Genomic DNA, 25,987 nt, shown 5'->3' with positions numbered 1-25,987 from the left:
GCGCCGTGCGGTGCGCGGCGCCGTGGGTGGTTGCGCGACTGGCATACTCGCATTCGCCCTGTCCCTTTCCGCACAATCCACCCCCGCCGTACGCGCGCCGTCGACGGTGGCGCTGATGGGTGCCGGAGTGTCGCGCGCATTGGCGGGCGCCCGTCGGACACAAATTGCCGATGTCCGATATGATCTCTCGCTCGATGTCACGCGCCGCGACACCGCCAGTGGCCGCGTGACCGTCGCGTTCCAACGCATGGCCGGCGGCGACATCGTCCTCGACTTCCGCGGATTGGCGGTCGATTCCCTTCGCGTGAACGGTGGTGCGGTCCCAATGACCCGCACCGTCTGGAACGGCGCGCACATCGCGATCGACGCGGCGCGTTTGACCGCCGGCGACAATCGCGTGACCGTGGACTTCCGGTCGCCCATTGCGGCGGCGGGCGCGAGCATCATCCGCGCGCACGATGCGACCGACAACCAGGACTATCTGTACACCCTGCTGGTGCCGTCGGACGCCAACCTGCTGTTTCCGTGCTTTGATCAACCCGATCTCAAGGCCCGCGTCACGCTCTCGCTGGTGACGCCGCGCCCGTGGCGTGCCCTGGCCAATGGGGCCGCCGTGCGACGCGACAGCACCGTCGCCACCACCACCCATCACTTCGCCGAGACCGCGCCGCTCAGTACGTATCTGGTGGCGTTCGCGGCCGGACCGTGGACGGTGACGTCGAAGTCGGAGCAGATCACCGAGGGCGCTGCGACAACACCGGTCGCCCTGTGGACGCGCCGTTCGCGCGCGCCAGAGGCCGAGACCGACTCGTTGATTGCCATGAATGCGCGGGCACTCCGATGGCTGGGGCATTGGTTCGGGATCCCGTATGCGTTCGGCAAGTTCGATTTTCTGCTGGCGCCCGCCTTTCCGTTCGGTGGCATGGAGCATCCGGGCGCGGTGTTCTACAACGAGGAGAGCTTCATCTATCGCGAACGGCCTACCGTGACACAATTGTTGGGTCGTCAGGCCACCGTCTACCACGAAGTCGCGCATCAATGGTTTGGCGATTACATGACGATGCGCTGGTTCGACGACCTGTGGCTGAAAGAGGGATTTGCCACGTATATGGCGGCCAAGATGCAGGCGTCGCTTGACCCGACATCGAATGCATGGAAGACGTTCTATTTGCGCAACAAACCGGTGGCGTACGGAACCGACGCCACTGCCGGCACCACACCAGTCTGGCAGCAGTTGGCGAATCTGGATCAGGCGAAAAGCAACTATGGCCCGATCGTGTACAACAAGGCGCCCGGCATCCTGCGACAACTGAACTACCTGGTGGGTGACCGGGCGTTCCAGTCCGGTGTGCAGCAATTTCTTCGCTCGCATGCATATGGCAATGCCACGTGGCAGGACCTGCTGGCCGACATTGGTCGTGCGTCGGGTCGCGATCTTGCGCCGTGGGGACGCGCGTGGATCCTTCGCCCCGGCATGCCCGTGGTGGAACAGCACGTCACCCTGCGAGCCGGGCGCATTGCACGACTGACGCTCACGCAGCGTCCCGCACAACCGGCGCTGTCGGGTCGCGGCGCCTGGCCACTCAAAATGCAGGTGCTGCTGGCCTACGCCGATGGACGCATGGTACGGTTGCCGGTGGAGATGTCCACCGCGTCGATGGAGGTGGTCGCGGCCCGCGGCCGGGCCGCCCCGGATTTCGTGTTCGCCAACGACGGCGACTTTGGCTACGCGTTGGTGCTTCCCGATTCGGGAAGCGTAGAGTGGCTGGAGCGCCATGTGGGCGCCGTTCGCGATGACTTTTTGCGCGCGTTGCTGTGGGGCGCAATGTGGGATCTGGTGCGCGATGCCCGACTGGCGCCGGAACGTTTTGTCGCGATGACGCTGCGGGAGATTCCGCGCGAATCGGATGAGCAGTTGGTGGGTTCGCTGATTGGTCGGATGAGTACCGCCATCACCCGCTATGCATCCGATGCGGGTCGCGATTCGTTGCTGCCGCAGGCCGAAGCCATGGCGCTTGCCGGTGCTGCGGATACGGCACGTGCCTACGGTCCACGCAAGAATTTTCTCGATGCCTCGATCGGACTGGCGCGTACGAGTGCCTCTCTCGCCAGGCTGGATGGGTGGCTGGATCGTGATTCCATCTTGGGCCTGCCTCTGCGACCCCCGACCCGCTGGGCGATTGTCACCCGCCTGGTGGCCCGGGCGGCGCCCAGCGCGGAAGCACGCCTCTCGGCCGAGTCACGCCGGGATTCCACCAGTGACGGTCGGCGACTGGCGTTTGTGGCCGGTGCGGCGCGACCCGACTCGGCGCAAAAGCGGGCGCTGTTCACGCGGTGGTTTGCCGACGCCAGCCTCAATGAGGAGTGGGTGACCTCAAGCTTGCGAGCGTTTCATGACCCGGAGCACGCGACGTGGACGCGACCGTATCTCGAAGCCGCGCTGGATACGCTCCCGTGGATTCAGCGCAACCGGCGGATCTTCTTTCTGGGCAGTTGGATTGGGGCGGTGTTTGGGGGCCAGAACAGCGCAGAAGCGCTGCAGGCGGTCGACCGGTGGCTTGCCGCTCAGTCGTCGCTTCCTGCGGACTTACGTCAGAAAGTGCTGCAATCGCGTGACGAGCTCGAGCGTACTGTGTCGATTAGAGGACGATATGCAAAGCGAGCTCTACAGTAGACGACCGCGTGTAGTCAGGGAATCCGCGATTGGCAATGGGCCCTATCACATGGGGCGTCGGCTCAGCTCGAAAAAAATGCCGTCCGTCGCCCGGGAAATGGTGACGTGACCTAGCTGTCACGTGTTGATGACATAAGTTGGTACGTCACATGCCGGTACCAAACTGCCGGTCGTAGTTCGCAGTGCATCCACAGCAGTGCTCCGCACCCCTCCTTCGGAGAACACATGGGCAGGCTTTACAAGTTCATTGCCGCTGCCGCCATCGTCGCCGTGCTTCCGCTTCAAGCGGACGCGCAGACCCGGGATATCTCGGGTAAGGTGACGCAGGTCGGTACCGGCCAACCAATCGCTGATGTCACCATCAGCATCGTCGGACAGCAGGTTGGTGTCCGCACCAACGAACGCGGCGAATATCGCCTGCGTGTGCCGTCCAGCGAAGTGCTGGTGCTGGCGCGTCAACTGGGCTTCAAGCGTCAGACCAAGCGCGTAGGCCCGGCGGAGAACACCGCCGACTTCGTGCTTGAGCGCGACGTGCTGCAACTGGAAGGTGTGACGGTGACCGGTGTGGCCACGACGACCGATCGTCGAGTGGCTTCCACTGCGGTCGCCACCGTGAATACGGCCGAACTGAACAAGGTTCCGGCCCGCTCCATCGAAAGCAATCTGGCCGGCAAAGTGGCCGGTGCGCGCATGTTTGAAAACAGCGGCGCGCCCGGTGGTGGTGCGCAGATCCAGATCCGCGGCGCCACGTCGGTGCTGGGTCAGGGTGATCCGCTGTACGTGGTGGACGGCATCATCGTCTCGAACGCCTCGATTTCTTCCGGCGCCAGCTCCATTACACGTGCCTCGGGATCGACCGGATCCAGCCAGGACCAGGTGGTGAACCGTCTGGCCGACCTGAATCCGAACGACATCGAGAACATCGAAGTGCTGAAGTCGGCGGCGGCGTCGGCCATTTACGGCTCACGCGCCACCAACGGTGTGGTGGTCATCACCACCAAGCGTGGCAAGCAGGGTCGCGCCTCGTGGAATGTGGTGCAGCGCATGGGTACGCAGCAGCAGCTCAAGAACCTGTCGTCACGCAAGTACGCCGATCTGGCGGAAGTGACGCCATTCGTGAGCGGCCCGGTGGGACTGGCGGCGGCCACGGCGGCCTGCACACCCAAGTGCCCGTGGTACGACTGGCAGGGTGAGTTGTACGGCCGCACCGATCCGTCGTGGGAAACGCTGCTGTCGGCCGCTGGTGGCGTGAACAACACGCGCTTCTTTGCGTCCATCAACGATCGTCAGGAGTCTGGCATCCTGATCAACACAGGTGCACGCCGCACCGGTGGCCGCATCAATCTCGACCAGACGCTGGGCACCAAGTGGACGATCAGCGCGGGTGTTGACGTCACGCGCAACTACTTCCAGCGCGGCATCGGCGGCAACGACAACTCCGGCACGAGCCCCATCTACACGTTCGGGTATTCGCCGGCCATCGTCGACTTGCAGTCGCGGACGCCATCGGGTCGGTACATCAACATGCCGTTCAACGGCGGCGGCTCCGGCACGTCCAACCCGTTTGAAGTGCTGGAAGCGGTGACGAACACCGAGAACGTGTGGCGTCAGGCCGGCAACGTCCGGGCCAACTACACGGCGCTCAGCACCGCGAAGAACTCCGTGCAGCTGTCGTATCTGGCCGGTATGGATCGTTTCTAGCAGGAAGGCTACCAGTACTCGCCCAATTACCTGCAGTATGAGCCGGCCGACAACTTCCTGGGCACGGCCAACCAGCTGAACGCCTCCAGCTTCCAGATGAATCAGGGCGTGAACGCGGTGTGGACCTACACGGCCGGCAACAAGTGGCTGACGTCGCTCACGTCGTCGGTGGGTGGCTCATACGAAAATCAGGCCACCAATGTGTACTCGCTGCGCGGTCGCGGATTGCTGCCGACGGTGAAAGTGCCGTTGGGCGCGCAGGATATCGCCATTACGAACGGCCGCGTTGAATTCCGCGACCAGTCGTACTACGTCAACTTCCAGGCCCTGGCATTGGAAGAGAAGCTGTCGCTCAACTACGGCGTGCGTGCCGACCGGTCGAGCGCCAATGGCGACCGCGAGACGTTCTATCAGTTCCCCAAGTACTCGGCGTCGTACCGGTTCGTGAAGCCGCTCACGGACAAGATCGATGACATCAAGTTCCGCGCGGCCAAGGGCCAGTCGGGTAACCGTCCGCGCTACGGCGATCGGGACGTGCTGTACGCCAACGGTGGCATCATCGGCGGCGCCAGCTCGCTCGTCTCGAACGGCTTGTTGGGCAATCCGAAGGTCAAGCCGGAAACGATGAACGAGACCGAGTTCGGTACCGACATGACGTTTTTCGGTTCGCGCTTGAGCCTGGAGTTCACGCGCTACGAGCGGAAGATCACCAACCTGCTGCTGACGTTCCCGCTGCCGCCGTCGTCCGGCCTGGGCAACCAGATCGTCAATGGTGGTCAGCTGTCCGTGCAAGGCAACGAAGCCGTGCTGTCGGCGGTGCCGCTGCGCAAGGGGAACTTCGAGTGGTCGACGCGCATCATCTACAATGCGAACGTCCAGCGTGTCGACAACATTCCCGTGCCGGCGTTTGCGGTGCCCGGTTCGTTCGGCGCCACGTATGGCCGCAATCGCATCGTGTCCAACACGCGTTCGACGCTGATCTGGGGCAATGCCCCCCTGGGCGCGAACAATGCGGTGCGTGATACCATTCTGTTCGATTCCAACCCGGTCCACACCACGACGTTCAGCAACGACTTCAGCTACAAGCGCCTGTCGTTCTCGTTCCTGGCCGATTGGCGCAATGGCGGTGCCGTGTCGAACATGACCAACAATCTGTTTGACGAGGGGGGTCAATCGTTTGACTATGTCGCCAAGGGCGAACAGCGGTACTCTACGTTCTCGGACGGAGACGTCCGGCCTTACATGCAGAGCGGCACGTACGTGAAGCTGCGCGAAGTGACGGTCAATTATCAGGCACCGGACTCGTGGGTGGCCAAGGTACCGAACGCCAAGAATCTTCAGCGTCGACGTGGGGTTCTGATTCCATGACGACAACAACCATGAGAGCCCTCTTGAATCCGACCCGGACACTCGGGCTGGCCCTGGCCGCAGCGGCGATGACCGCGTGCAGCAGCGAGCAGCTCGCGATCACCAATCCCAATACCCCCACGGTGGAATCGGCAAGTGCCGACGCCCAGGCGCTGCAACTGCAGGCCACCGGCCTGCTGCGGCAGCTTCGCAACGGCCGTGGCGGGTGGATCTTCGATGCCGGCCGTTTTGGCCGTGAGATGTACATCTACTCGCCGCAGGAAGGGCGCAACACGTCGCACTATCTGCAAGGCATCACCGGTGCGAACAAGTTGGACCCGGCGGGTTTCGCCGTCGGATCGTGGGCGGGACCTTACGGCAACCTGCGGGACATCTTCAACCTGAAGAACTCGGTTGGTTCGGCGTCGCTGACCGCGGCGCAGAAGGCCGCTGCGCTGGGCTTTGCCCAGACGTTGGAAGGGCTGGAACTGTTCCATGTCGTCGCTACACGGGACACGCTGGGCGGTATCGTGGAGATCAAGCAGGACGCATCGGATCTTGCGGCATTTGTCACACGTGACTCGATGTACAAGTACATCCTGAACACGCTGGATGCCGGCAACACGGCACTCGCGGCCGGCGGAACGGCATTCCCGTTCGCGTTGCACGCCGGGTTTGCCGGATTCAACACACCGGCCACGTTCGCCAAGTTCAACCGCGCGATTGCCGGCAAAGTGGCGGCGTACTACGCCACGGCGGGCGGCGGCGCGGCGGCGTGGCAACGTTCGTTGACGGCGCTGACGGCGTCGTTCCTGAACACGGCGGCAACAACCCGCGCCGAACTTGATGCGGGGCCGTTCCATCCGTACTCGGGAGCGACCGGTGATGCCAACAGCCCGTTCTTTGGCAACGCAGCAGACTTGTTCCTGCACCCGTCCACGGAAACCAACGCGCCGCTCAAGGCCGATGGCACCAAGGACAATCGCTACCTGGCGAAGGTGAAGACCAAGACCTCACGCAATCCTCCGACGGGCGTGCTGGGCATTGCTTCGTCACTGGGGTGGGTGGGAGACAACGCCGGGACGAACCCGATTCCAATCATCCGCAACGAAGAACTCATGCTGTTGCGCGCCGAGGGGCTGTTGGCCACGGCGGACAAGGCGGAGCGCTTGCCGTCATCAACTCCATCCGGGTGAATTCGCGGTGGTCTCGCGCCGTCGTCGCTCACCACGGCCTCGAGTGATGCGGCGGTGCTTGATGAGTTGTTGCTGCAGAAGCGCTACTCGCTGCTGCTGGAAGGCACGCGGTGGTTTGACATGCGCCGTTATGGCAAGTTGAACACATTGCCGCTGGATGACCCGTCGCACTTTGTCGCCAAGGTGATGCCGATTCCGCAGGCGGAATGCCTGTCGCGGGCCGGCAAGACGGGCACGCTGGCGGGACCGGGTTGCTGAGGTACTTAGTACCGAGTACTTAGTACCGAGTATGTAGTACCGAGTACTTAGTAGGGAGTACGGTACAGCCCCGTAAGACAGTGTCTTGCGGGGCTGTGTTGTATCCGGTACTCGGTACTGAGTACTGAGTACTCTCTCAATATCCTTCGCGGGTCCACACGAGGATCATGCCGCAACGGCGATCGGGGCCACCGAACTGCGGGGGAATCGTCGCCGCACCGGAGTAGACTTCGATACCGGAGATCTGCTTGGGTGGTGGCAGCAGGTCCAGGTTGAAGAAGCGTGGCAGCACGATGCCGTCCAACAGGACCTGCATGCTGCACGCGCCGCTCCCTTCTCCACCCACGCTGCCGCCTTCCCGTTTGGACAGTGCGATGGTGCCCGCAAAGGCCTCGGTGGTAATTCTTGAGACATCCACGCCGCGCAGCGTACGCAGAAAATCGCTCGTTTCGCGCGATCCGCGTCGTTCAATCTGCTCCTGGGTGATGAACTGTCCAACTCCCTGCACGCGGCGCTGATCGAACCCCAGCATGCGCATGGAAACACGCGTTTCGCGCACACGAACGGTGTCCATCAGGTTGGTAGTGCGGGCCAGGATGTACGACAGGCGCAACGTATCGTCGGCGGGGACATCGATGATGCCTGACGTTGGTGCAAAGCCGATGCGTCGGACGACCAGCAGGTACTGGCCGGCCGGCACCTGCAGGAAACGGAACCGACCGCCTTCCTCGGTTACCACCCGGGCACCGACGCCAACCACCGATACGTCAGCGGCGCCAAGGGGACGAAGCAGGGTGTCGGTGACGATGCCGTCGATCACGCCTATGCCAGCCGTCGACACCGGCTTTTTGACGGTCTCCTGGGCGGCGCGGTCGCGAATGGTGGTTTTCTGCTGCGCATGGGCAGGTGTGGCAAGGCCCGCTGCCGCAACGCTGGCGAGGGCAGCGGTGATCCGGATGGTCCGTGAGCAAGGGAATGGTCGCATAGCTGTAAATTACCCCGTTCCACGGTCAGATATCCCCTCAGTTGATGCCGTGGCGTTGGCTGAACGGCCTGAATGAGGGTGGGGGGTGGGGGGGGGGGGTGAGGGGTGAGGGTGAGCGTCTGGAGGGGTGAGCAACGGAAGCGTTGAGCGCTAGAGGGGCCGGCCGGTGAGGGCAGGCCCACCAGCTCCTTCGCCTCTGGGCACATTGCCATTTGCTGGCGAATCCTTCCTTCACCTTGCGTGGCGCTTACGCCCGTTCCACGATGCGGTCGATCAGGAAACTCGATTGCTCGACGGCTTCGGCGGTGAACGATCCGAAGAATTCGCGGACCTGTTCAAACAACGCCGTGAACGCGGCCTGATCACCGCTCGCCAGCACGTCCCCGATTTCATCTGAGGCCTCTCGGAATGCGGTTGTCACGGCCGCCCTTCCCGGATTGCGCATCTCAATGGGACCGTACAGCAATGGGTCCTGCGCGAAATGGCGGGCCGCGACATACAACTCCAGCAGGTACGCCGGTGACGTGAATCGCAGCGTTTCCTGCAGCGGCACGCCCAACCGTGCCAGGGTCAGGCCGAGCACCTGCGTCTGAAAATGCGTCAGCACCTGCACCACCGACATGGCACGGTCGTGTTGCACGGGCGTGGCTTCGGTGACCGCCAAGCCGCGCGCGGTGAAGGTGTTCACGATCCAATCAGCCCATGCATCGCCGCGGGCGCGACAGACCACAAACCGCTGTCCCTGGAGCGAGTGCACGCCGGGTCCGAACATTGGGTGCGTGCCCACCACGCTGGCCGATGTCGATGCCAGCATGGTGGCGACCGGCACTGCCTTGATAGACGTGACGTCCATCAACAGGGCCTCTTCCCGCACGTGGGGACCCACCTCGCGAATAACTCGATCCGTGTCGTCAATGGGCACGCTGATCACCACGACATCCGATTGCGCAGCTGCGGCACGCGCGGTCAGCATCGTATCCTGATCGACGATGAGGACGCGATGCCCCATGTCGCCAAACAGGCGGACCAGCAACGCCCCCATCTTGCCGTGCCCGCCGATGATAGCGATGGTGCGCGGTTCGGCATCCAACGGGACTTCCGCGCGCAGCGCCGCCTGATGATCGCGACTGGAGCGCAGCAAGACCCGAAAGATCGAATCGATCTCGCCAACCGGCAGCCCCAGCGCGATTGCGCGTTGGCGTCGATCATCGAGGACGTCTCGCTCGCGCTGCGGATCACGAATGCGAATGCCGTGTTCGCGCTTGTACGCCGCGACATCGGCCACCAGCGCCATGCGCCGGGCCATGATCTGCAGTAGGTCCCGATCCAGCGCATCGATCATCGCGCGCAGAACGGGCAAGGTGCGAGGGGGCTCGTCCATTACTAAGTAATAAGTACCAAGTACTAAGTACTCAGTACTTAGTTCATCTTCCAAAACGCGATCCCGCTGGCCTGCTGCCCGACATCGGCCGTGCCAACCTTGGCGAACGCTACGAGATCAAACACGTCCACCTTTCCCGGCGCGGCACCGACACCTTCGCTGCTGACGAACGCATATTTCGAATCACTGCTGACGGTGATGCCATGCGCCAGCGTATTTGTGGTTTTGATCTGGGCGAGACTCCGGCCGCTGGCGATATCAAAGATCTCGATACTGCTCCCAGGCTTGAGCGTCGCTACCAACAGTCGTCCGTCGGGCGTGACCGCCAGGTTGTACACGCCGCGCCCGGTCTTCAGGCGACGTGTCAGCGTCCACGATTTGCTGTCAATCTCGATGATTTCGTCGGCCTTGTTGCACGCCACCCACACGCGATCACCGTTGACTGACGGCTGTGCCCACGTGGGCGAACAGGACGCCGGTGCCATGGTGTGCTTCTCGATCCCCATGCCGGCTCGACCCACTTGCGCGGGATCGACCGTGGCGGTCGCCGGCTTCCCCGCTGACTTGGCACCGCTGCCCGCGCCCACGTCGTGCGACATCACGGCCATGTCGTGCTTCATGCCGGCCATGTCACCCATACCGGCCATGGTGCTGCCGACGTCCTTGGCCAGCGGTCCTTCCCTGCCCTTGGCCAGCGGGAAACGACGCGACACGGCGAAGTCGCGCGGATCGATCTCCACCAGTTGGTCATCCATCATGCAGGTGGAGTACTGACGCATACCATCGGGCGAGATGCGACTGCCGTGCGGCATGGTGCACGTGACAATGCGCGCGACTTCCGTTTGCGTGGGCGTATATACCACCGACACCGTGGACGGAATCATGTCCCCGTGCAGGTTGAAATTGGCCGAGAACGAGTACAGACCATCGGGTGTCACATCGAGCGACGCCGGGAAGTTGCCGAGCAGGATGCCTCGTCCGGCCAGGGTATCCGGGCCCAGTTCGTAGCGCCACAACTTCCCATCGGGGTTTCCGTGACCGGTGGTCATGTACAGGTACTTGCGATCGCGCGAGATGGCCAAGCCGTGCGGTCCTTCCATTTCGGCGGCCAGTTCACCCACCGCGATGGCCTTCTCCACCACGGTGCCAGCCGGCCCAAAGCGCACTCGATAGATCTTGTCGGCGGACTCGGCACCGACGTACACCCAGTAGTCGTTGCGTGGCGCCGCCGGAGCGGCCGCGGGCGAGGCGGCCCCTGGAGTGCCCTGCGCGACCGTGGTGGTCACGACTGGCGGCAGTGCCGTGAACACGATCGTCACGGCCATGGTGACCAGTGCGTGAGAAACCGGGTGTCGTCTCGACTTGCGAGCGCTGGTGACGGGCAGCAAGATCGTGTGCATGATCTGAGTCCTGATCTGATGCATGGCGCGGTGGAGACTGCCGCGACACCGTGCGGAATGCGCGCGTCGGGCAGGCAGCAGCACCCCTCGATGGAACCCTCAGGAGTTGCCAATATGAACGTAGCGCGCAACATGCGGTCCGTCACGACAGCCGTCGCTTTGATGTCGGGAATATCGTTGGCTGCGGTGCCACCGGCGGCCGCCCAAGGCGCCCAGCCGGCCCCCGTAGCCAAACTGGTGGCCGACCCGGCCAGAGTGACAATTCGCGCAGGCGACACGCAGCCGTTCAAAGTCACCGCCTACGACGCGCGGGGCAATGTGATCGCGGACGCGGTGGTGCGAGTGGGCGGCCCGCGCGCGGCGGTCGCATTCAGTGGCGGCGAGGTGCGCGCCTTTCGCGCCGGGTCATACACGGCTACTGCCACCGCAAGCGGCGCAAACGGTCAACCCGTCACGCTCGACATTCCCATCCTGATCACCTGGCCCGCGCTGGCCAGGATCGAGATCGTCCCGGATTCCGGCGTGCTGTATACGGGAATTTCGCTGGGTCATCGCGCGCGCGGCACGCATGCTGACGGCAGCGAACGCGGTGGCATGACCGTCACCTGGCGCAGCAGCAACCCCGGTGTTGCCACGGTGGACCGGTTCGGTACCGTGACGGCGCTCAAGGCCGGAGCGGTCACGATCACCGCCGAGAACGAAGGCGTGAGCGCGACGAAGACGTATCGCATTGCCGTGAACCCGGTGACGGCGATTGCCATCGCGATCAAGGAAGACGTGGTGCGTACCGGCGACGTCATTCATCTCAACGCCACGCCAAAGAACGCGGCCGGTGCGGCAGTGAAGAATGCGCAGGTGACCTGGACCTACACCTACGTTCCCGACGACACCACACTCGCACCCGGTGGTCCCGGCATCATCGACTGGGGACGCTTTACCGCGAACTATCCAGGACGATTCACGCTCATCGCGCAATCCGGTGCCGCCATGGCGCGCAAGGTGATCGAGGTCAAGCCGCGTGATGCGATTCGACGCATCACGGTGACGGGGCGCGGCAGCGTGAGCACCACGCACACGTCGGACTTCTGGCCGTGGACCGCCAAGAATGGCCGCGACTATGCGCTGGTGGGCACGTGGGGTGGTGACGGCTGGGGTCTGGTGTTTGACATCACGGACCTCAACCACATCGTCAGGACGGACTCGATCAAGATCGATGCCCGCACCATCAACGACGTCACCGTCTCACCCGACGGACGCTACGGCGCGCTGTCGCGCGAAGGCGCGTCCAATCGCGTGAACGGCGTGGTGATTCTCGACCTGGCCGATCCGGCGCACCCGAAGATTGCCAGCACCTTTGACCAGGAGCTGACGGGCGGCGTGCACAACATGTTCGCCACGAACGATCACCTGTTCGCGATATCCGGTGGCCAGAAGTACGTGATCATCGACGTGAAGGACATCACCAAACCCAAATACGTGAGCGAATATCAGCATCCGAATGCGCGTATTCACGATTTGTGGGTGCGTGACGGCATCGCCTATTCCGCCCAGGGCGGCGTGGGCGCGGTGATGGTGGATGTGGGTAACGGCAAGTACGGCGGCACCATCGAGAAGCCCAAACTCATCAACACGTTCGGGATCAACTCGGGCCACGAAATTTATCCGTACTTCCAGAAGTCGACCGGCCGCATGTACCTGTTTCTGGGCGACGAGGAAATGAATCGGGCCGGACGCGTGTGGGAAGGGACGCAGTATTCCCTGAGCGGCCCCGATGGCAAGCCGCCGCGCAACGCGATTGCGCAGACGTCCGGCGGGTACACGCACATTGTCGACGTCACCGATCCCATGCATCCGCGCAAGGTGGGCCGCTATCATCTGGAGGACTACGGCTCGCACGACATCATCGTGGAAGACGACGTGCTGTACCAGGCATACTACGATGGCGGAGTGCGCGTGGTGGACGTCTCCGGTGAACTGATGGGCAACCTGGCCGATCAGCGCCGCGAGATTGCCGTGTTCAAGCCGTACGACCCGGACGCGTACACGGCGAATGCGCCGTTCGTGATGAACGCGATGCCGTGGAAGGGGCACGTGCTGTTCACGGACTTCAACTCGGGGTTGTGGGCGGCGAAGCTGGAGCCAAAGGCGAAGCCGGTGACGCCGTAGAACTCAGTACTCAGTACTCAGTACCAGGTACTAAGTACTAGGTACTAGGTACTAGGTACTAGGTACTAAGTTGTCTGATACCGTCCCCAGACGCGTTCCAGCGTATCGGCAATCTCGCCTACGCTGGCGCGCGCGCGCACGGCATCGATGATTCGCGGCATGAGTTCCCGACGGGCACCGCGATGCTCCGACACGTAATCCGTCGCGCATGCACCAATGGCCGACAGCGACTCCTGCACCGCGACGTGGTCGCGCGATGCCTTCACGCGCGCCAGCTGCGCGACCTGCCCTTGCTCCAGCGAGGAGAAATCCGGTGCGGGAATGATGGGCGGGTCCTGGCCGTCGCCGAACCTGTTCACACCCACCACTACCGTTTCGCCGGCTTCCACGCGCAACTGATACTCGTACGCGCTGCGACCAATTTCCTCCTGAAAGAACCCGACCTTGATGGCCTCGGCCGCTCCGCCGAGTTCGTCCACTTTGGCAATGAGCTCGACCGCCCGTCGCTCGACTTCGTCGGTGAGTTGTTCGACATACCAGCTGCCGGCCAGCGGGTCGACCGTTTGCGCAATGCCGGATTCGTAGCCGACAATCTGCTGCGTGCGCAGTGCCAGCGTTGCGGCATCGGCCGTGGGCAACGCCAGCGCCTCGTCGTAGCCGTTGGTGTGCAATGATTGCGTGCCGCCCAATGCCGCGGCCAACGCCTGCACCGTGACCCGCACGATGTTGTTCAACGGCTGCTGCGCGGTGAGCGTCACGCCGCCGGTTTGCGTGTGAAACCGGAGGCGGCAGCTGTTGTCATTGGCCCCGAACCGTTCCCGCATGATGCGCGCCCACAACCGTCGCGCGGCGCGGAACTTGGCCACTTCCTCAAACAGATCACTGTGCGCGGCGAAGAAGAACGACAGCCGCGGCGCAAACGCGTCCACCGACAGACCCGCGTCCACCGCCTGCTGCACGTAGGCGATGGCGTCGGCAAACGTGAACGCCACCTCCTGCACCGCCGTCGAACCCGCTTCGCGGATATGATATCCGGAAATGGAAATGGGATTCCACTGCGGCACCTCGGCGGCGGCAAAGCGAAACATCTCCGCCGTGAGTGCCAGTGATGGCGATGGCGGATAGATGTACGTGCCGCGCGCGATGTACTCCTTGAGGATGTCGTTCTGCACCGTGCCCGAGAGCGCTGACCGGCTGATTCCCCGCTCTTCCGCCACCACGATGTACATCGCCAGCAGCGTCGACGCGGTGGCGTTGATGGTCATGCTGGTAGACACCTGGTCGAGCGGGATACCGCCCAGCAGGACATGCATGTCTTCGACCGTGTCGATGGCCACTCCCACGCGACCCACTTCCCCCAGCGCGCGCGGCGAATCGGAGTCGATGCCCATTTGCGTGGGCAGATCGAACGCCACCGACAGTCCGGTCTGGCCAGCATCCAGCAACAGGCGAAAGCGTTCATTGGTGGACGCGGCCGTGCCGAATCCGGCGTACTGGCGCATGGTCCAGAGGCGTCCACGGTACATCGTGGGCTGCACGCCACGCGTAAACGGAAACTGTCCCGGATCGCCCAGGTCGCGCGTGTAATCGGTCTGCACGTCGTCCGGCCGGACGACGGTGGCAATGGGGATGCCCGAGGGGGAAAGGCAGTCACACATCAGCACAGTCCTGATAACTGATCACGCACACTCCCGCGTCACGACGCGCGCGGATTGGTTCGTCGTTCCGGAACCGGCAACGGGAACTCGGCCACGGTTTCCACTTCGGACTTGCTCCCGATATACAGCGGTGTGCGCTGATGCAGTTCATGGGCTTCCACATCGAGGATGCGTTTGTGGCCGTCGGTGGCCATACCGCCGGCCTGTTCGGCGATAAACGCCAGCGGATTCGCTTCGTACAACAGCCGCAGCTTTCCACGGGGCGACCTGGCATTCGCGGGATAGCAGAACACCCCTCCGCCCAGCAGGTTGCGATGGAAGTCGGCCACCAGCGACCCGACGTAGCGCACATTGAGCGGCTTGCGTTCGCCGTCCATGCCGCGATAGCGGCGCATCAATGCGCGCGTGGGCTCCGGCCAATCCTGCTCGTACGATTCGTTCACCGAGAGATAGCGCGCGCGTTCGGGAATCCTGATGTGGGGATGCGAGAGCAGGAATTCCCCGATGGACGGATCGAGCGTGAAACCATGCGCACCCTGACCCGTGGTATACACCATCATCGTGCTTGATCCGTAGATGACGTATCCTGCGGCGACCTGCCGCCGGCCGGGTTGCAGCATATCCTCCATCTCGCCGCGGGCGCCACGTGTGATCTTCTGATATACCGAGAAGATCGTGCCGACCGGCACATTGACATCGATGTTGCTGGAGCCGTCCAACGGATCAAACAGCAACACGTACTTGCCGGCCCGGAAGCCTTCCGGAATATGAATGATGTCCGGCTCCTCCTCGGAGGCCATGGCGCAGAGTCGGCCGCCGTGGTCGAGGGCCTTGACGATGATCTCGTTGGCGATCACGTCGAGCTTCTGCTGCACCTCGCCCTGGACGTTGACATCGCTGGTCGACCCGAGAATATCGGCGAGTCCGGCGCTGCGCACCTTGTTGGCAATCATCTTGCCGGCCAACGCCATGTCGTACAGGATGCCGGACAGTTCTCCCGTGGCATCAGGGAACAGCCGTTCCTGCTCGATAATGAAGCGCTCGATGGTGACGACGGACGTCGCGGTATGCTTGACCACAGGCGGACTCCTCGGGGCGGGCGGTGCAGCGAGAGCGACCCGGTGCTCGCGCCAGAAGTGGACGATTCGGACACATCATCACTGGTCGAAATCGATTGCGGTCTCGTCAGGGACATGACCGCCTCGACGCATGGAAAGTGACCGGTGAGGGTGAGACGGGGCAAGAGCCGTCCCCGACTTATGGACGACGGTTGAGCGGCCAGGTGTCCCGTCCAATGCGAACGGCCAGATCACGACCGTTGGTCGCCACCACGAAGCTCCCTTCACGGTCCGTGCGCAGGAGGGGGATGCCACGGTCCGTGAATGTCTGGAGGGTTTCCGGAGAGGGATGACCGTATCGGTTGCCAGCCCCCACTGAAATGACCCCGAGCCGTGGCTGGACTGCGTCGACAAAGGCTTGGGTAGAGCTTGTCTTGCTCCCATGATGGCCCAGTTTCAGCACGTCAGCTTGCAGGTCACCGGGGTCGTTGTGCCCGAGCAACCATTGCTCCTCAGCCGCCTCGGCATCGCCGGTGAGGAGGAAGGCCACCACACCGAATCTCACCCGCAACACCACCGACGTTTCGTTCGCGTCCTGCTGGACCGCGGTCCAGGCCGAGTCGGGAGCCAGAACCGTCACCTCCACGCCATCCAGTCGCCAACGATCGCCTGGATGCACCCGACGCCACGCGCCCCCCGACTTGCTGAAGGTGAGCAGTGCGTTCCGGTAGGCCCCGCTGGTGGTCACGAAAGCCGGTTCCCACCAGCGGCGCGGGGAGAGCGCTGCGACCACACTGGAGGCCCCGCCCACGTGGTCATCGTGCGCGTGCGTCATGACGAAGGCCGCGACGTCGCCTCCCAGACGACGCACATAGGGGACGATGGTGCGGCGACCAGCATCTCCGCCGTCCCAACGGCGACCGGCATCCACCAGCACCCACCGTCCACGCGGTGTACGCAATGCCAGCGCATCACCCTGCCCTACGTCCAGCACATGCAGTTCAAGCTGCCCGTTGCCTCGCGTAAACGCCGGCCACCATGCGGCGATTGATAAAGCGACGCCCGCGACGGTGAGTCCCGGCACCCAGCGTCGCGAGGCGGTTGCCCGGACGAATGCCGCTGCCGCCACGCCGGCACACACCGCCGTGATGGCCGTCGGCGACAGATGGAGTGATGCGAAGGGAACCTCGGCACAACGGCGCGCGACCGCATCGAGCAGCGCCAGCGGCGGCGCCGTGGCATCCGCGACCAGTCGCGACAAGGTGGGCCAGGGCGAAGCGAGCAGCGCCAGGAACAGTGCCGGTTGGACAAACGCCACGATGGGTCCCGCCACCAGGTTGGACAACGGTGCCACCATGCTGACGCGACCAAACGTCCAGGCGATCAGCGGTGCGGTGACCACTGTTGCGACGGTGCCCGTGACGAGTTCGCGCATCAACGTGTAGCGCCAGCCATCGAGGCGCCGGTACGCCACCAACAGCCGTCGCGACCACCCGCGGCGGCCGCGCCCGTCGACGAGGCGCCACCGACGTAGCAGCGTCCGCGCCGCCACGAGCGCCGCCATGCCACTGACGCTCAACTGCCAACCCAGATCCAGCACCACTGTTGGCTGCATGGTGGGGATGACCGCTCCCAGCGCCAACGCGGTCCACGGGTGCGTTGGGCGTTGCAGCCGTTCAGACAGTCCGACCACCGCCAGCATGACCGCGCTGCGCACCGCCGGTGGCGGTGCGCCGAGCACCACGACATACCCCGTGATGACCGTCATCGCCACGGCGTAGGAAATCGTGCGCGATATCCGCATCGCGCTCAAGACGGTCAGGAGCGCGCCGGCGATGATCGCCACATGCAACCCGGAGATGGAGAGCATGTGCACGAGGCCCGCATCGGCAAACGTGTCGCGCACGTTGGGGGCAATCCCATCCTGATCGGCAATCAGTAGTGCGCGTACCAGGGGCGCATTGCGACCGAAATCCCGATCGATGATTTCGCCGGTGCGGCCGCGCAGTGTCCGTCGCCAGTCGCGACGTGGGCTCGTGGCCGCCATGAGGTTGCCCTCAAGCCGAAGCCCGCGACTGGTTATCAGCGCGGTGCCACGAAATTGCCTCCAGTGCCCCGCCGGTGCGGCACCGGTTGCGATGCGGGCCAGGATGGGTGTGTCGCACCGGGCCAGCCTTCCGTCTGCGGTCGCCATGCCTCGTGCGGAAAGACGCGGTGCCACGCGATCGTCGAACACCACCAGCACCGGGGCGCCACGCGAGATCGCTGACGCGATCGCGGCACGGCAGACGCCATCATGCGAAACCGTCGCGCGCGCGCTGAGCACCCCGGCCGCGCCGATCGCCGCGATGGCGCCGACGAATGCCCGTTTACGCGGCGATGTGTATTCGCACGCGGCCACCAAGGCGGAGCACGCACCGACGACGGCGCCGGCCACTGCGGTGAGCGGAAGCGGAACGGTGGCCAGTGACTGGACGGATCCGAGAAATACGCCGACCAGCCAGCCGACGGCGACGTGGATGAGTGGCGGCATGCGCCACAGTACATCGACTGACAGCCGCGTGTGTTACCGATTCGACGCCATTCGCACACTCCAAACGCGGAATGCGCATCGACGCCGGAACGCGCCTATCCGACCTGCATGGGCAGGGCCCTGCCCGTCGTACGGGTACCCGTGAACGTCGCGCCCGTGGTTCCCGTCAATTCAACAGTGAGGTAGTCGCCAATGCTCGCCGATGCCGCCGGCACCATCACCGTCTTGAAGTCCCGGGACCGTGCCTGCAACAATGCACCGTCGCGCGCGACCTTCTCCACCAACACTTCCACGCGCGAGCCCAATCGCGCCAGGTTGATTTCCCGTGAAATGCCTCGCACCGTGGCCAGCAGTCGATCAAAGCGCTCGGTCACCACGTGCTCGGGCACCGTCCACTCCGCCGGCATGCGGGTGGCTGGCGTCCCTTCGCGCATGGAGAACTTGAACATGAACGCGTCGTTGAAGCGGACGTCGCGGCACAACGACAGCGTGTCCTCGAACTCGTCGTCGGTCTCACCGGGGAATCCGACGATGATGTCGGTGGTGAGGGCCACGCCGGGAATGGCGGCGCGCAATCGCTCCACACACGCCAGATAGTCCTCGCGCGAATAGCGTCGCAGCATACGCTTGAGCATGACCGTGGAGCCGCTCTGCATCGGCAGGTGGACGTGCTCGCACACTTCGGGGACTTCCGCCATGGCGGCGATGACGCGGTCGCTGAAGTCATTCGGATGCGGACTGGTATAGCGAACCCGGCGAATGCCATCGACGGCAGCGACCGCGCGCAACAGATCGGCAAAGTCGTGGGTGCCGTCGTGGTACGAATTGACGGTCTGCCCCAGCAGCACCACCTCGGAAAGCCCCTGCGCCACGACTTCGCGCGTCTCGCGCACCACATCGTCCAGCTTGCGGCTGCGCTCTTCGCCGCGCGTATACGGCACAATGCAGTAGGTGCACCGATAGTTGCACCCGCGCTGCACCGGAATCCACGCCTTCACGCCTTCAAAGCGGCGCGCGACCACGTCCTCGTAGTGCTCCTCGAGATCAAAGTCGGTGGCGGTGAAGCGTTCGCCATGCCGCGCACCGTCCAGCAATTGCGGCAACGCCCGATAGCCGTCAGGCCCCACCACCAGTGAGACATGTTTCGCCTGGGTGAGCAGGCGAGGCCCCAAACGCTGCGCCATGCAGCCCGTGACGCCGACAATCGATCCGGGCTTCATGAATCGCTTGAGTTCACCCAGCCGGCCGATCACGCGCGTTTCCGCATTTTCGCGAATGGCGCAGGTATTTACGAGAATCACGTCGGCGCCATCGGGCGCATCGACCGCCGTATAGCCGTGAGCGGTCAGCGTGCCATACATGAGCTCCGAATCGGAGACATTCATCTGGCACCCGTAGGTCTCGATATAGACCGTGGGCTTTGACGACAACGGCGCCACGGTCATTCAGGGCCGGATTTGCAGGCCGACGCCCAGCATCCAGGCGGATTCCTTCGCCCCACCGCCGACCAGTGTCCGATTGGCCTTCTGGATCGAGAAATCGAGTGACGCCTGTTCGCGCGCGACGGGAATGCCGAAGCCGGCCGTCAGACGCGATTCGTCAACCACGTTGCTGCCGATGCCGAACGGCAGCGCATTGCGCGCATACCCGGCGCGCAGCAGCAGGGGTGAGCCACGCATGCGTGGACCGGCCACTTCCATGCCCGCATGCCAGTTGGTCGCGTCGCGCGGCACCACGGCACTGGACCCCAGTGCCCGCATCCGCGACCAGTCCTGCTGGTCGATTCCCACGGCGAAGATCGATCCCGGAATGCCATCGAATCGCACGCCGACGCCCAGCCGATTGGGGATGTTGGCCTCGGTACGCACGGTATCCCGCACGCGCGAGTCGATACCGCCACCCTTGCGATACGACACCATGGCGGCGAATCCCTTGCGTACCCGCCACTCTCCACCCACTGACAGGGCCGAACCGAAGTACACCACGCGCGAGGAGTCGAGCACGTTGCCGAATTTCGTGGAATCGGCAAACGTGCGCGAGCGCGCCACCAGGTTGTCGCCGGTGAACATGTGCGCGCCGAATCCCACGCTGAAGCGATCGTTGATGCGCCACCCGGCTGCCGCCCGCAGGTCGGCAATCGACCCGCGCACATCCGAATGATCGGTGGTGCTCACCGACGAACCGTCAATGACGACATCACCGGTGACCGTGGTTGAATAGCTGCGATCGAGAAACGTGGTGGCGCTCAACGCCACGGACACGTTGTCGCGCACGGGAAACGCCAGCATCAACAGCGGCACGCGCTGGGCGGTCGTCTTGTCGTTGGCCTTTCCGGCGCGCAGGGTACGGAACTCCGGCTCGGTCTGCGCCGTGATCACGGTGCGCGAAATACTGCTCAGTGACGCGGGGTTCAACGGGCTAAGCAGGTCGAATTCGCCGAATGCGCCTCCGGTGGCCGCCGCGCGCGTGCTCAACCCGCCAACGGGGTAGCCGAATCCGAGGCCACTGAGCGTGCCTTGCGCCGACAACGACGGCGCCAGCGACACGGCGAGCAGCACGCCGGCGAACAATCCAATGCGTGGGCGCATCACGGTATGGCCGTCTCGGTGCGAGGAAGGTAGGTGATGCGCAGTCGCGGCCGCAGCGATGCCGCGGCCTCACTGGAGAAGAAGCGGAGCTCAGCCGGCTGCCCGCCTTCCACGCTGATGCGGAACGCCACCGCGCGCGGCACGTCGGCCGGCAAGGTGCCCCAGGACCGCGCGAGACTCAGGATGTTGATGGCGCGCTGACCACTGTCGCGCGGCACCAGCCGCGCGGAATCGAGCGCCGCGAATGCCCCGTCCGCGGACAGGTCGAGAATGCGGCGAATATCCGAGACCGACGTGGTGGTGGTGGGCACGAGCGGCAGCACGGACACTGTATCCGCCGTGTTGGCGAATCGTGATGGGCGCTGCGTCAGCAGCACCTCGGCACGCACAATGGTGCTGGAGTCGGTGATGGACTTGGGCAGCGTGAAGCGCAGATAGGTGCGATACGCCGGGAATCCGCCGATGACCAGCGTCGACGCATCCGGTGCGATCGATCCCTTGTCGACGATCCCGTAGATCAGGTAGGCGAGATTCACATCCGACGTGGCCAACTCGATCGACGTGGACAATCCCACGGGGATGGGCGCGTACGTGGTATCAGTGCTCGGATCAAACCGCAGATAGGGCGCGCCGGCGCCCTGTGAAAACGCGATGATCCGCAGCTGACCACCCGCGCCACTCATGCGCAATCCCACGCGCAGGCGCGAATTCGCAGCGATCTTGGCGGCCAACACCGCCTTCGCAATCGGGATGCGAAGGGTATCGCCCTGGGTGGACGGCGTGACCACCGTCGATCCGATCAGGCGATCCGCCCGAAACAGCGACTTCACGACCACTTGCGACGAGTCGTTCTGCGTCGTGTCGACGTCGAAGGCCTCCACGGTCACCGGAGCACTGCCCTTCCATCCGGACGTATCCAGCGGCAACACGAGCACCACCGAGTCGACGGCCGTGATGCTGGCGCTGGCTTCGGTCTTGTTGGGCAAATATGACGTCGGCAGCACATCGAATCGCAACACGCCGCGCGTGACCAGCGTGTCAGGACGATTGGCCAACAGCAGCGTTGGCGACAGTCCGAGTTCCGGGTAGCCTCCCAAGGTCGTGTCGAGGATAACCGCATCGACGATCGTATCCTTGAATGCCGTCGGCTTGGACGGGCACAACGACGGACACGCATCCCCTCCGCTGAAGGTCTCAGTGCAGGCCGCGACACCGGCGACCAACACGGCCACCAGCACGAGACCGAGCCGTGATCGAAATGCGGCGGCAGGCATGCGGTGCACTTGCCGTGCGTGCGGCACGAATGGCCAACGTGTGTTCATGAATGCCATCACAGAGGAACGCTCAGACATGCTCGAGCGATGCGGGCGTGAAAGGAGCAGGAAGCAATTCGGCCAACGACCAACGCGCCGTGCGCCCGTCAGGCGAAATCGCCACGATTTCAAGGTCCGGCGCGAATTCGACCAGCGCCTGACGACAGATGCCGCAAGGTGGTGTCGGCTCGTGCGCCGTGGATGTAATGACAACACGCGCAAACCGGCGTGCCCCAGCCGCAACGGCGGTACCCAGCGCCACCCGCTCAGCGCACGTGCCGGCCGGATAGGACGCGTTTTCCACGTTGCAGCCGGTGAACACGCGACCATCGTCGGCCACGAGGGCCGCGCCCACGGGGAATTGCGAATACGGGCACCACGCATTGGCGCGCGCCGCATCAGCCGCCACCCGCAACGACGTCACGTCCGCCGCCGATAACCGACGCTGACGGAACAGACATCGATGCCGAGCCTGCAGTCCCGCTACTGGTCATGCGCCCAACAAGGTGGGCAGAAACGAGGTACCACGACCGCGCCAGGACAACCCGAACCAGTCGGCGACGGTGGCCCCCAGATCGGAGAACGTGTCCCGCACACCAAGCGGTCCCCCACGGACACGCGCTCCCGCGACCAGCAACGGCACACGCTCGCGAGCATGGTCCGTGGACGGCGTAGTGGGATCGTTCCCGTGGTCGGCAGTGATGAACAGCAAATCGTCCTCCCGAAGGACCGAAAGCAGGCTCGGCAAGGCTCGATCGAAGGCTTCGAGCGCTCCCTGAAAACCCAGGACATCGTTGCGATGACCATACAGTTGGTCGAAATCTACCAGATTGGCGAAGCAGAACCCACGAGCAGGGCCAGAAAGCCACTCCAGCAGGTTCGCCACCCCCTCGGCGTTGTCCGCCGTATGCCGGGTGCTGATCGCCCGACCGGCAAACAGGTCATCAACCTTCCCCACTCCGGACCGCGGCACTCCCGCCTCGGCCAGCGCGTCGAGCAAGGTTGTACCCGGTGGCTGAATCGAGTAATCCCGACGGTTGGCGGTACGCTTCCAGGCGCCAGGAGTTCCCTCAAACGGGCGGGCGATCACTCGGGACACGTCATGTGGCGCCACCAACTGCTCCCGGGCGATCTGACAGGCCCGGTAGAGCTCGTCCAATGGGATCCATCCCTCGTGCGCGGCGATTTGGAAGACCGAGTCGGCGGAGGTATACACGATCCAGGCCCCGGTACGCCGCTGCTCTTCCGCAAAGGCGTCGATGACCGCCGTGCCGCTCGCCACGGTATTGGCGATGACCGGTCGACCGGTGGCATCACTGAAGGCCCGCAGGACGTCGGGAGGGAAGCCGTGCGGATACGTTGGGAAGGGTTTCTCCAGGTGCAGGCCGGCGATTTCCCAGTGCCCCGTGGTGGAGTCCTTGCCGGCGGAGCGCGGGAGCATGACCCCCCAACCACCAGCGGGGCGTGCCACCGGCTCGACGCCGGCTATGGCCGAGAGATTTCCGAGCCCCAGCTGCGCCATGTTTGGCAGGTGCAGGCCTCCAACGGCCCGAGCGACGTTGCCGATGGTGTCACTTCCGGCGTCGCCGTAGGCCTCGGTATCGGGCGCGGCACCACATCCGACACCGTCGAGCACCAGAATCAGTGCGCGGCGTTCGACCGGAGGAGCGACACGTTTCGACGTCGTTGCGGTCATCGGTCGATTGTTTCGATGCGATCCGCGTCGGACTTCTCGAAGTAGCGTCTGGGGGCCCGCAGGCGAAGTCCCACCAGCAACTCGTAGGGCGAAAGCCCGGCCAGTGCCGCCACGTCGTCCGTCCAGAGGCAGTCACCGCCGTCGCGACCGATGAACGTCGCGGTGTCACCGACGGCGCAGCGACCGGCCAACGTCGTCACATCCAGCATGGTCATGTCCATAGTCACCGTGCCGACAACCGGGACGCGCATCCCACGCACAATCGCCATGCCCTTATTGGACAGCGCGCGTCGGTAGCCGTCCGCGTAGCCGATCGCCACCGTCGCGATGTGCCGCGTGCCGTTGGCGTGATAGGTCGCCCCATAGCTCACCGTTTCGCCGTCATGCACCAGACGCAGATCAACGATTCTGGTGCGCAGATGCACTACTTGTTCGAGATCCAGCGCGGTGGTGGCGGTCGATCCGTACAACCCGATACCGGGCCGGGCGAGCTGTCCTGGAGAAGGGCCGCGTGCGGCGATGGCGGCGCTGTTGTCGCAGTGAATGAGCGCCGTCGTCGGCACGGCGGTCCCCAAGCGTCGCAAGGCCTCCGCGAAACGGATTTCCTGTGCTTCGCGCGAACCATCGGCGATTTCGGCCGAATGGAAATGCGTGAAGACCCCTTCCGGTGGATGTTCGCGGAGCACGAGATCGAGCGGCTCGACCTCATCCCATCGCACGCCGGCGCGCGACATGCCCGTGTCAATGGACAGGTGCCACGGGCCACCACCGAGGGCGGACCACGCCGTGATGTCTTCGGGGCGATGCAGCGCCGGCCGGACATCCAGTGCGCGCGCCTCCGGCAGGTCGCGCAGTGTCAGCGGCGTGGTGCACAGGACACGCGCGGTGCATCCCGCTTGCCGCAATGATGCGGCTTCCTCCAGCGTGGCAATGCCGAACGCCCAGGGCGCGGCCAATGCCGCGGCGTGCACGTGGTCGCCCCGGAATGTGCCGCCAAGCGCGCGCACGACCGGCAGCATGCCGATGCCGTAGCCATCCGCCTTCACCATCGCCACCAGTGGCACGCCGGCGCGAGCGCGCAGCTTCAGGGCATTGCGTCGCACGGCATCAAGGTCGACGTCGACCCAGGCGCGCAGCGTGGCGGTGGAGGGTTGGGGGTATATTGGCTCGATGGAGTCGTGAGGCCGCTGCATCCCTCAATCAATACCCGCGCACGGTGTGCGCGAAAGGATCCGCCCCACATGTCGCACGATACAGCGCTTCCCGAACGCCCCGCCCCTCGCTCGCTGGACGATGCGCTCGTCCTTATGCGCGACCTGCGCGCGCGGTGCGACTGGGATCGGGCGCAGACTCACGCCTCGCTGCGTCCGTATCTGATCGAGGAAGCGCACGAGGTGGACGAGGCCATCGCCGTCGGCAACGACGCGCTCCTGCGCGATGAGTTGGGCGACCTGCTGCTGCAGGTGCTGTTCCACTCGGTGGTGGCTGAGGAGCGCGGCGCGTTTGGCGCGCAGGACGTCGCTGGCGCGTTGATCGCCAAAATGCACGCCCGTCATCCGCACCTGTATGGCGACGGGGTGAAGCGTTCCTGGGAAGCGATGAAAGCGGCCAGCGCTCCACGACAGTCGCTGGACGAAGGCCTCCCGGCAGGGTTGCCTTCGCTGCATCGGGCGCACCGTCTGCAGGATCGGGCGGCCGGTGTGGGCTTCGACTGGCCCGATGCGCGCGGCCCACTGCTCAAGGTGCGCGAAGAACTCGACGAGGTGGCCGCCCTGCTGGACGATGCGGGCGAGGTGCGGGACGCCGAGGCATTGGAGGGAGAGCTTGGCGACCTGCTCTTCGCGGTGGTGAATCTCTGCCGCAAGACCAGCGTGCACGGGGCGCTGGCCCTCGATCGGACCAATGCGAAATTCACGCGCCGCTATGCCGCGATGGACACCCTGGCGCAGTCGCGCGGACTGGTGTTCGGCGCGCTGTCCCTAGAGCAGCAAGATGCCTTGTGGGACGAGGTGAAACGCGACGAACGCTGACCG

At 64.4% G+C, this 25,987-nt stretch carries 19 protein-coding genes; 7 read left to right on the top strand and 12 right to left on the bottom strand.

The window, feature by feature from the left end; translation table 11 throughout:
• Window positions 1–115: 115 nt before the first annotated feature.
• From IPP90_12155 to IPP90_12135, 5 genes are all read left to right on the top strand, one after another.
• Window positions 116–2,674 carry an ERAP1-like C-terminal domain-containing protein gene (locus tag IPP90_12155; GenBank protein ID MBL0171465.1) on the top strand — a complete coding sequence of 853 codons (2,559 nt, stop codon included), beginning with the start codon at window positions 116–118 and terminating at the stop codon, window positions 2,672–2,674.
• A 225-nt stretch (window positions 2,675–2,899) separates the two neighbouring features.
• The gene (locus IPP90_12150; protein ID MBL0171464.1) at window positions 2,900–4,375 is read left to right on the top strand and encodes a TonB-dependent receptor plug domain-containing protein; all 1,476 of its coding nucleotides are present in this window, start codon (window positions 2,900–2,902) and stop codon (window positions 4,373–4,375) included.
• Window positions 4,376–4,471: 96 nt separating this feature from the next.
• Entirely contained in the window at window positions 4,472–5,743 is a 1,272-nt protein-coding gene (locus IPP90_12145; protein ID MBL0171463.1) for a TonB-dependent receptor, read from the top strand.
• 23 nt (window positions 5,744–5,766) lie between these two features.
• A complete protein-coding gene (locus IPP90_12140; protein MBL0171462.1) occupies window positions 5,767–6,918 on the top strand; it encodes a RagB/SusD family nutrient uptake outer membrane protein in 1,152 nt (383 codons plus the stop codon).
• Between the two features lie 54 nt (window positions 6,919–6,972).
• Window positions 6,973–7,176, top strand: a complete 204-nt coding sequence (locus IPP90_12135; protein ID MBL0171461.1) for a hypothetical protein — start codon at window positions 6,973–6,975, stop codon at window positions 7,174–7,176.
• 136 nt (window positions 7,177–7,312) lie between these two features.
• Here the strand turns inward: IPP90_12135 and IPP90_12130 are convergent, their stop codons facing one another.
• The 3 genes from IPP90_12130 to IPP90_12120 form a co-directional block, all read right to left on the bottom strand.
• Entirely contained in the window at window positions 7,313–8,161 is an 849-nt protein-coding gene (locus IPP90_12130; GenBank protein ID MBL0171460.1) for a carboxypeptidase regulatory-like domain-containing protein, read from the bottom strand.
• A 247-nt stretch (window positions 8,162–8,408) separates the two neighbouring features.
• Complete coding sequence (tyrA, locus tag IPP90_12125) at window positions 8,409–9,542, bottom strand: bifunctional chorismate mutase/prephenate dehydrogenase (GenBank protein ID MBL0171459.1); 1,134 nt, start codon at window positions 9,540–9,542, stop codon at window positions 8,409–8,411.
• A gap of 38 nt (window positions 9,543–9,580) precedes the next feature.
• Entirely contained in the window at window positions 9,581–10,942 is a 1,362-nt protein-coding gene (locus IPP90_12120; protein MBL0171458.1) for a beta-propeller fold lactonase family protein, read from the bottom strand.
• Window positions 10,943–11,056: 114 nt separating this feature from the next.
• Here IPP90_12120 and IPP90_12115 point away from each other — a divergent pair, with 114 nt between their 5' ends.
• Complete coding sequence (locus IPP90_12115) at window positions 11,057–13,108, top strand: Ig-like domain-containing protein (GenBank protein MBL0171457.1); 2,052 nt, start codon at window positions 11,057–11,059, stop codon at window positions 13,106–13,108.
• A gap of 65 nt (window positions 13,109–13,173) precedes the next feature.
• Here the strand turns inward: IPP90_12115 and IPP90_12110 are convergent, their stop codons facing one another.
• The 9 genes from IPP90_12110 to alr all read right to left on the bottom strand — a co-directional run bounded on the left by IPP90_12110 (window position 13,174) and on the right by alr (window position 25,147).
• Window positions 13,174–14,766 carry a methylmalonyl-CoA mutase gene (locus tag IPP90_12110; protein ID MBL0171456.1) on the bottom strand — a complete coding sequence of 531 codons (1,593 nt, stop codon included), beginning with the start codon at window positions 14,764–14,766 and terminating at the stop codon, window positions 13,174–13,176.
• Between the two features lie 38 nt (window positions 14,767–14,804).
• Window positions 14,805–15,845 (bottom strand): class 1 fructose-bisphosphatase, encoded by a 1,041-nt coding sequence (gene fbp, locus IPP90_12105; protein MBL0171455.1) that lies wholly within the window; start codon window positions 15,843–15,845, stop codon window positions 14,805–14,807.
• Between the two features lie 178 nt (window positions 15,846–16,023).
• Complete coding sequence (locus IPP90_12100; GenBank protein MBL0171454.1) at window positions 16,024–18,357, bottom strand: DNA internalization-related competence protein ComEC/Rec2; 2,334 nt, start codon at window positions 18,355–18,357, stop codon at window positions 16,024–16,026.
• A 95-nt stretch (window positions 18,358–18,452) separates the two neighbouring features.
• Complete coding sequence (miaB, locus tag IPP90_12095) at window positions 18,453–19,802, bottom strand: tRNA (N6-isopentenyl adenosine(37)-C2)-methylthiotransferase MiaB (GenBank protein MBL0171453.1); 1,350 nt, start codon at window positions 19,800–19,802, stop codon at window positions 18,453–18,455.
• Entirely contained in the window at window positions 19,803–20,948 is a 1,146-nt protein-coding gene (locus IPP90_12090) for a hypothetical protein (GenBank protein MBL0171452.1), read from the bottom strand.
• Window positions 20,945–22,267 carry a hypothetical protein gene (locus tag IPP90_12085; protein MBL0171451.1) on the bottom strand — a complete coding sequence of 441 codons (1,323 nt, stop codon included), beginning with the start codon at window positions 22,265–22,267 and terminating at the stop codon, window positions 20,945–20,947. Before IPP90_12085 ends, IPP90_12090 begins: the two co-directional genes overlap by 4 nt.
• Before the next feature lie 22 nt (window positions 22,268–22,289).
• Complete coding sequence (cdd, locus tag IPP90_12080; protein MBL0171450.1) at window positions 22,290–22,715, bottom strand: cytidine deaminase; 426 nt, start codon at window positions 22,713–22,715, stop codon at window positions 22,290–22,292.
• A 33-nt stretch (window positions 22,716–22,748) separates the two neighbouring features.
• Complete coding sequence (locus IPP90_12075; protein MBL0171449.1) at window positions 22,749–23,954, bottom strand: phosphopentomutase; 1,206 nt, start codon at window positions 23,952–23,954, stop codon at window positions 22,749–22,751.
• Complete coding sequence (gene alr, locus IPP90_12070) at window positions 23,951–25,147, bottom strand: alanine racemase (protein MBL0171448.1); 1,197 nt, start codon at window positions 25,145–25,147, stop codon at window positions 23,951–23,953. The genes IPP90_12075 and alr overlap by 4 nt, the downstream gene beginning before the upstream one ends.
• A gap of 48 nt (window positions 25,148–25,195) precedes the next feature.
• Here alr and mazG point away from each other — a divergent pair, with 48 nt between their 5' ends.
• Window positions 25,196–25,984 carry a nucleoside triphosphate pyrophosphohydrolase gene (gene mazG / locus IPP90_12065; protein ID MBL0171447.1) on the top strand — a complete coding sequence of 263 codons (789 nt, stop codon included), beginning with the start codon at window positions 25,196–25,198 and terminating at the stop codon, window positions 25,982–25,984.
• The last annotated feature ends 3 nt before the right edge of the window (window positions 25,985–25,987 follow it).

This window comes from Gemmatimonadaceae bacterium (genome assembly GCA_016720905.1).
Classification (GTDB): Bacteria; Gemmatimonadota; Gemmatimonadetes; order Gemmatimonadales; family Gemmatimonadaceae; genus Gemmatimonas.
The sequence above is the reverse complement of the archived record's forward strand: the minus strand, read 5'-3'. Positions and strand labels throughout refer to the sequence as shown.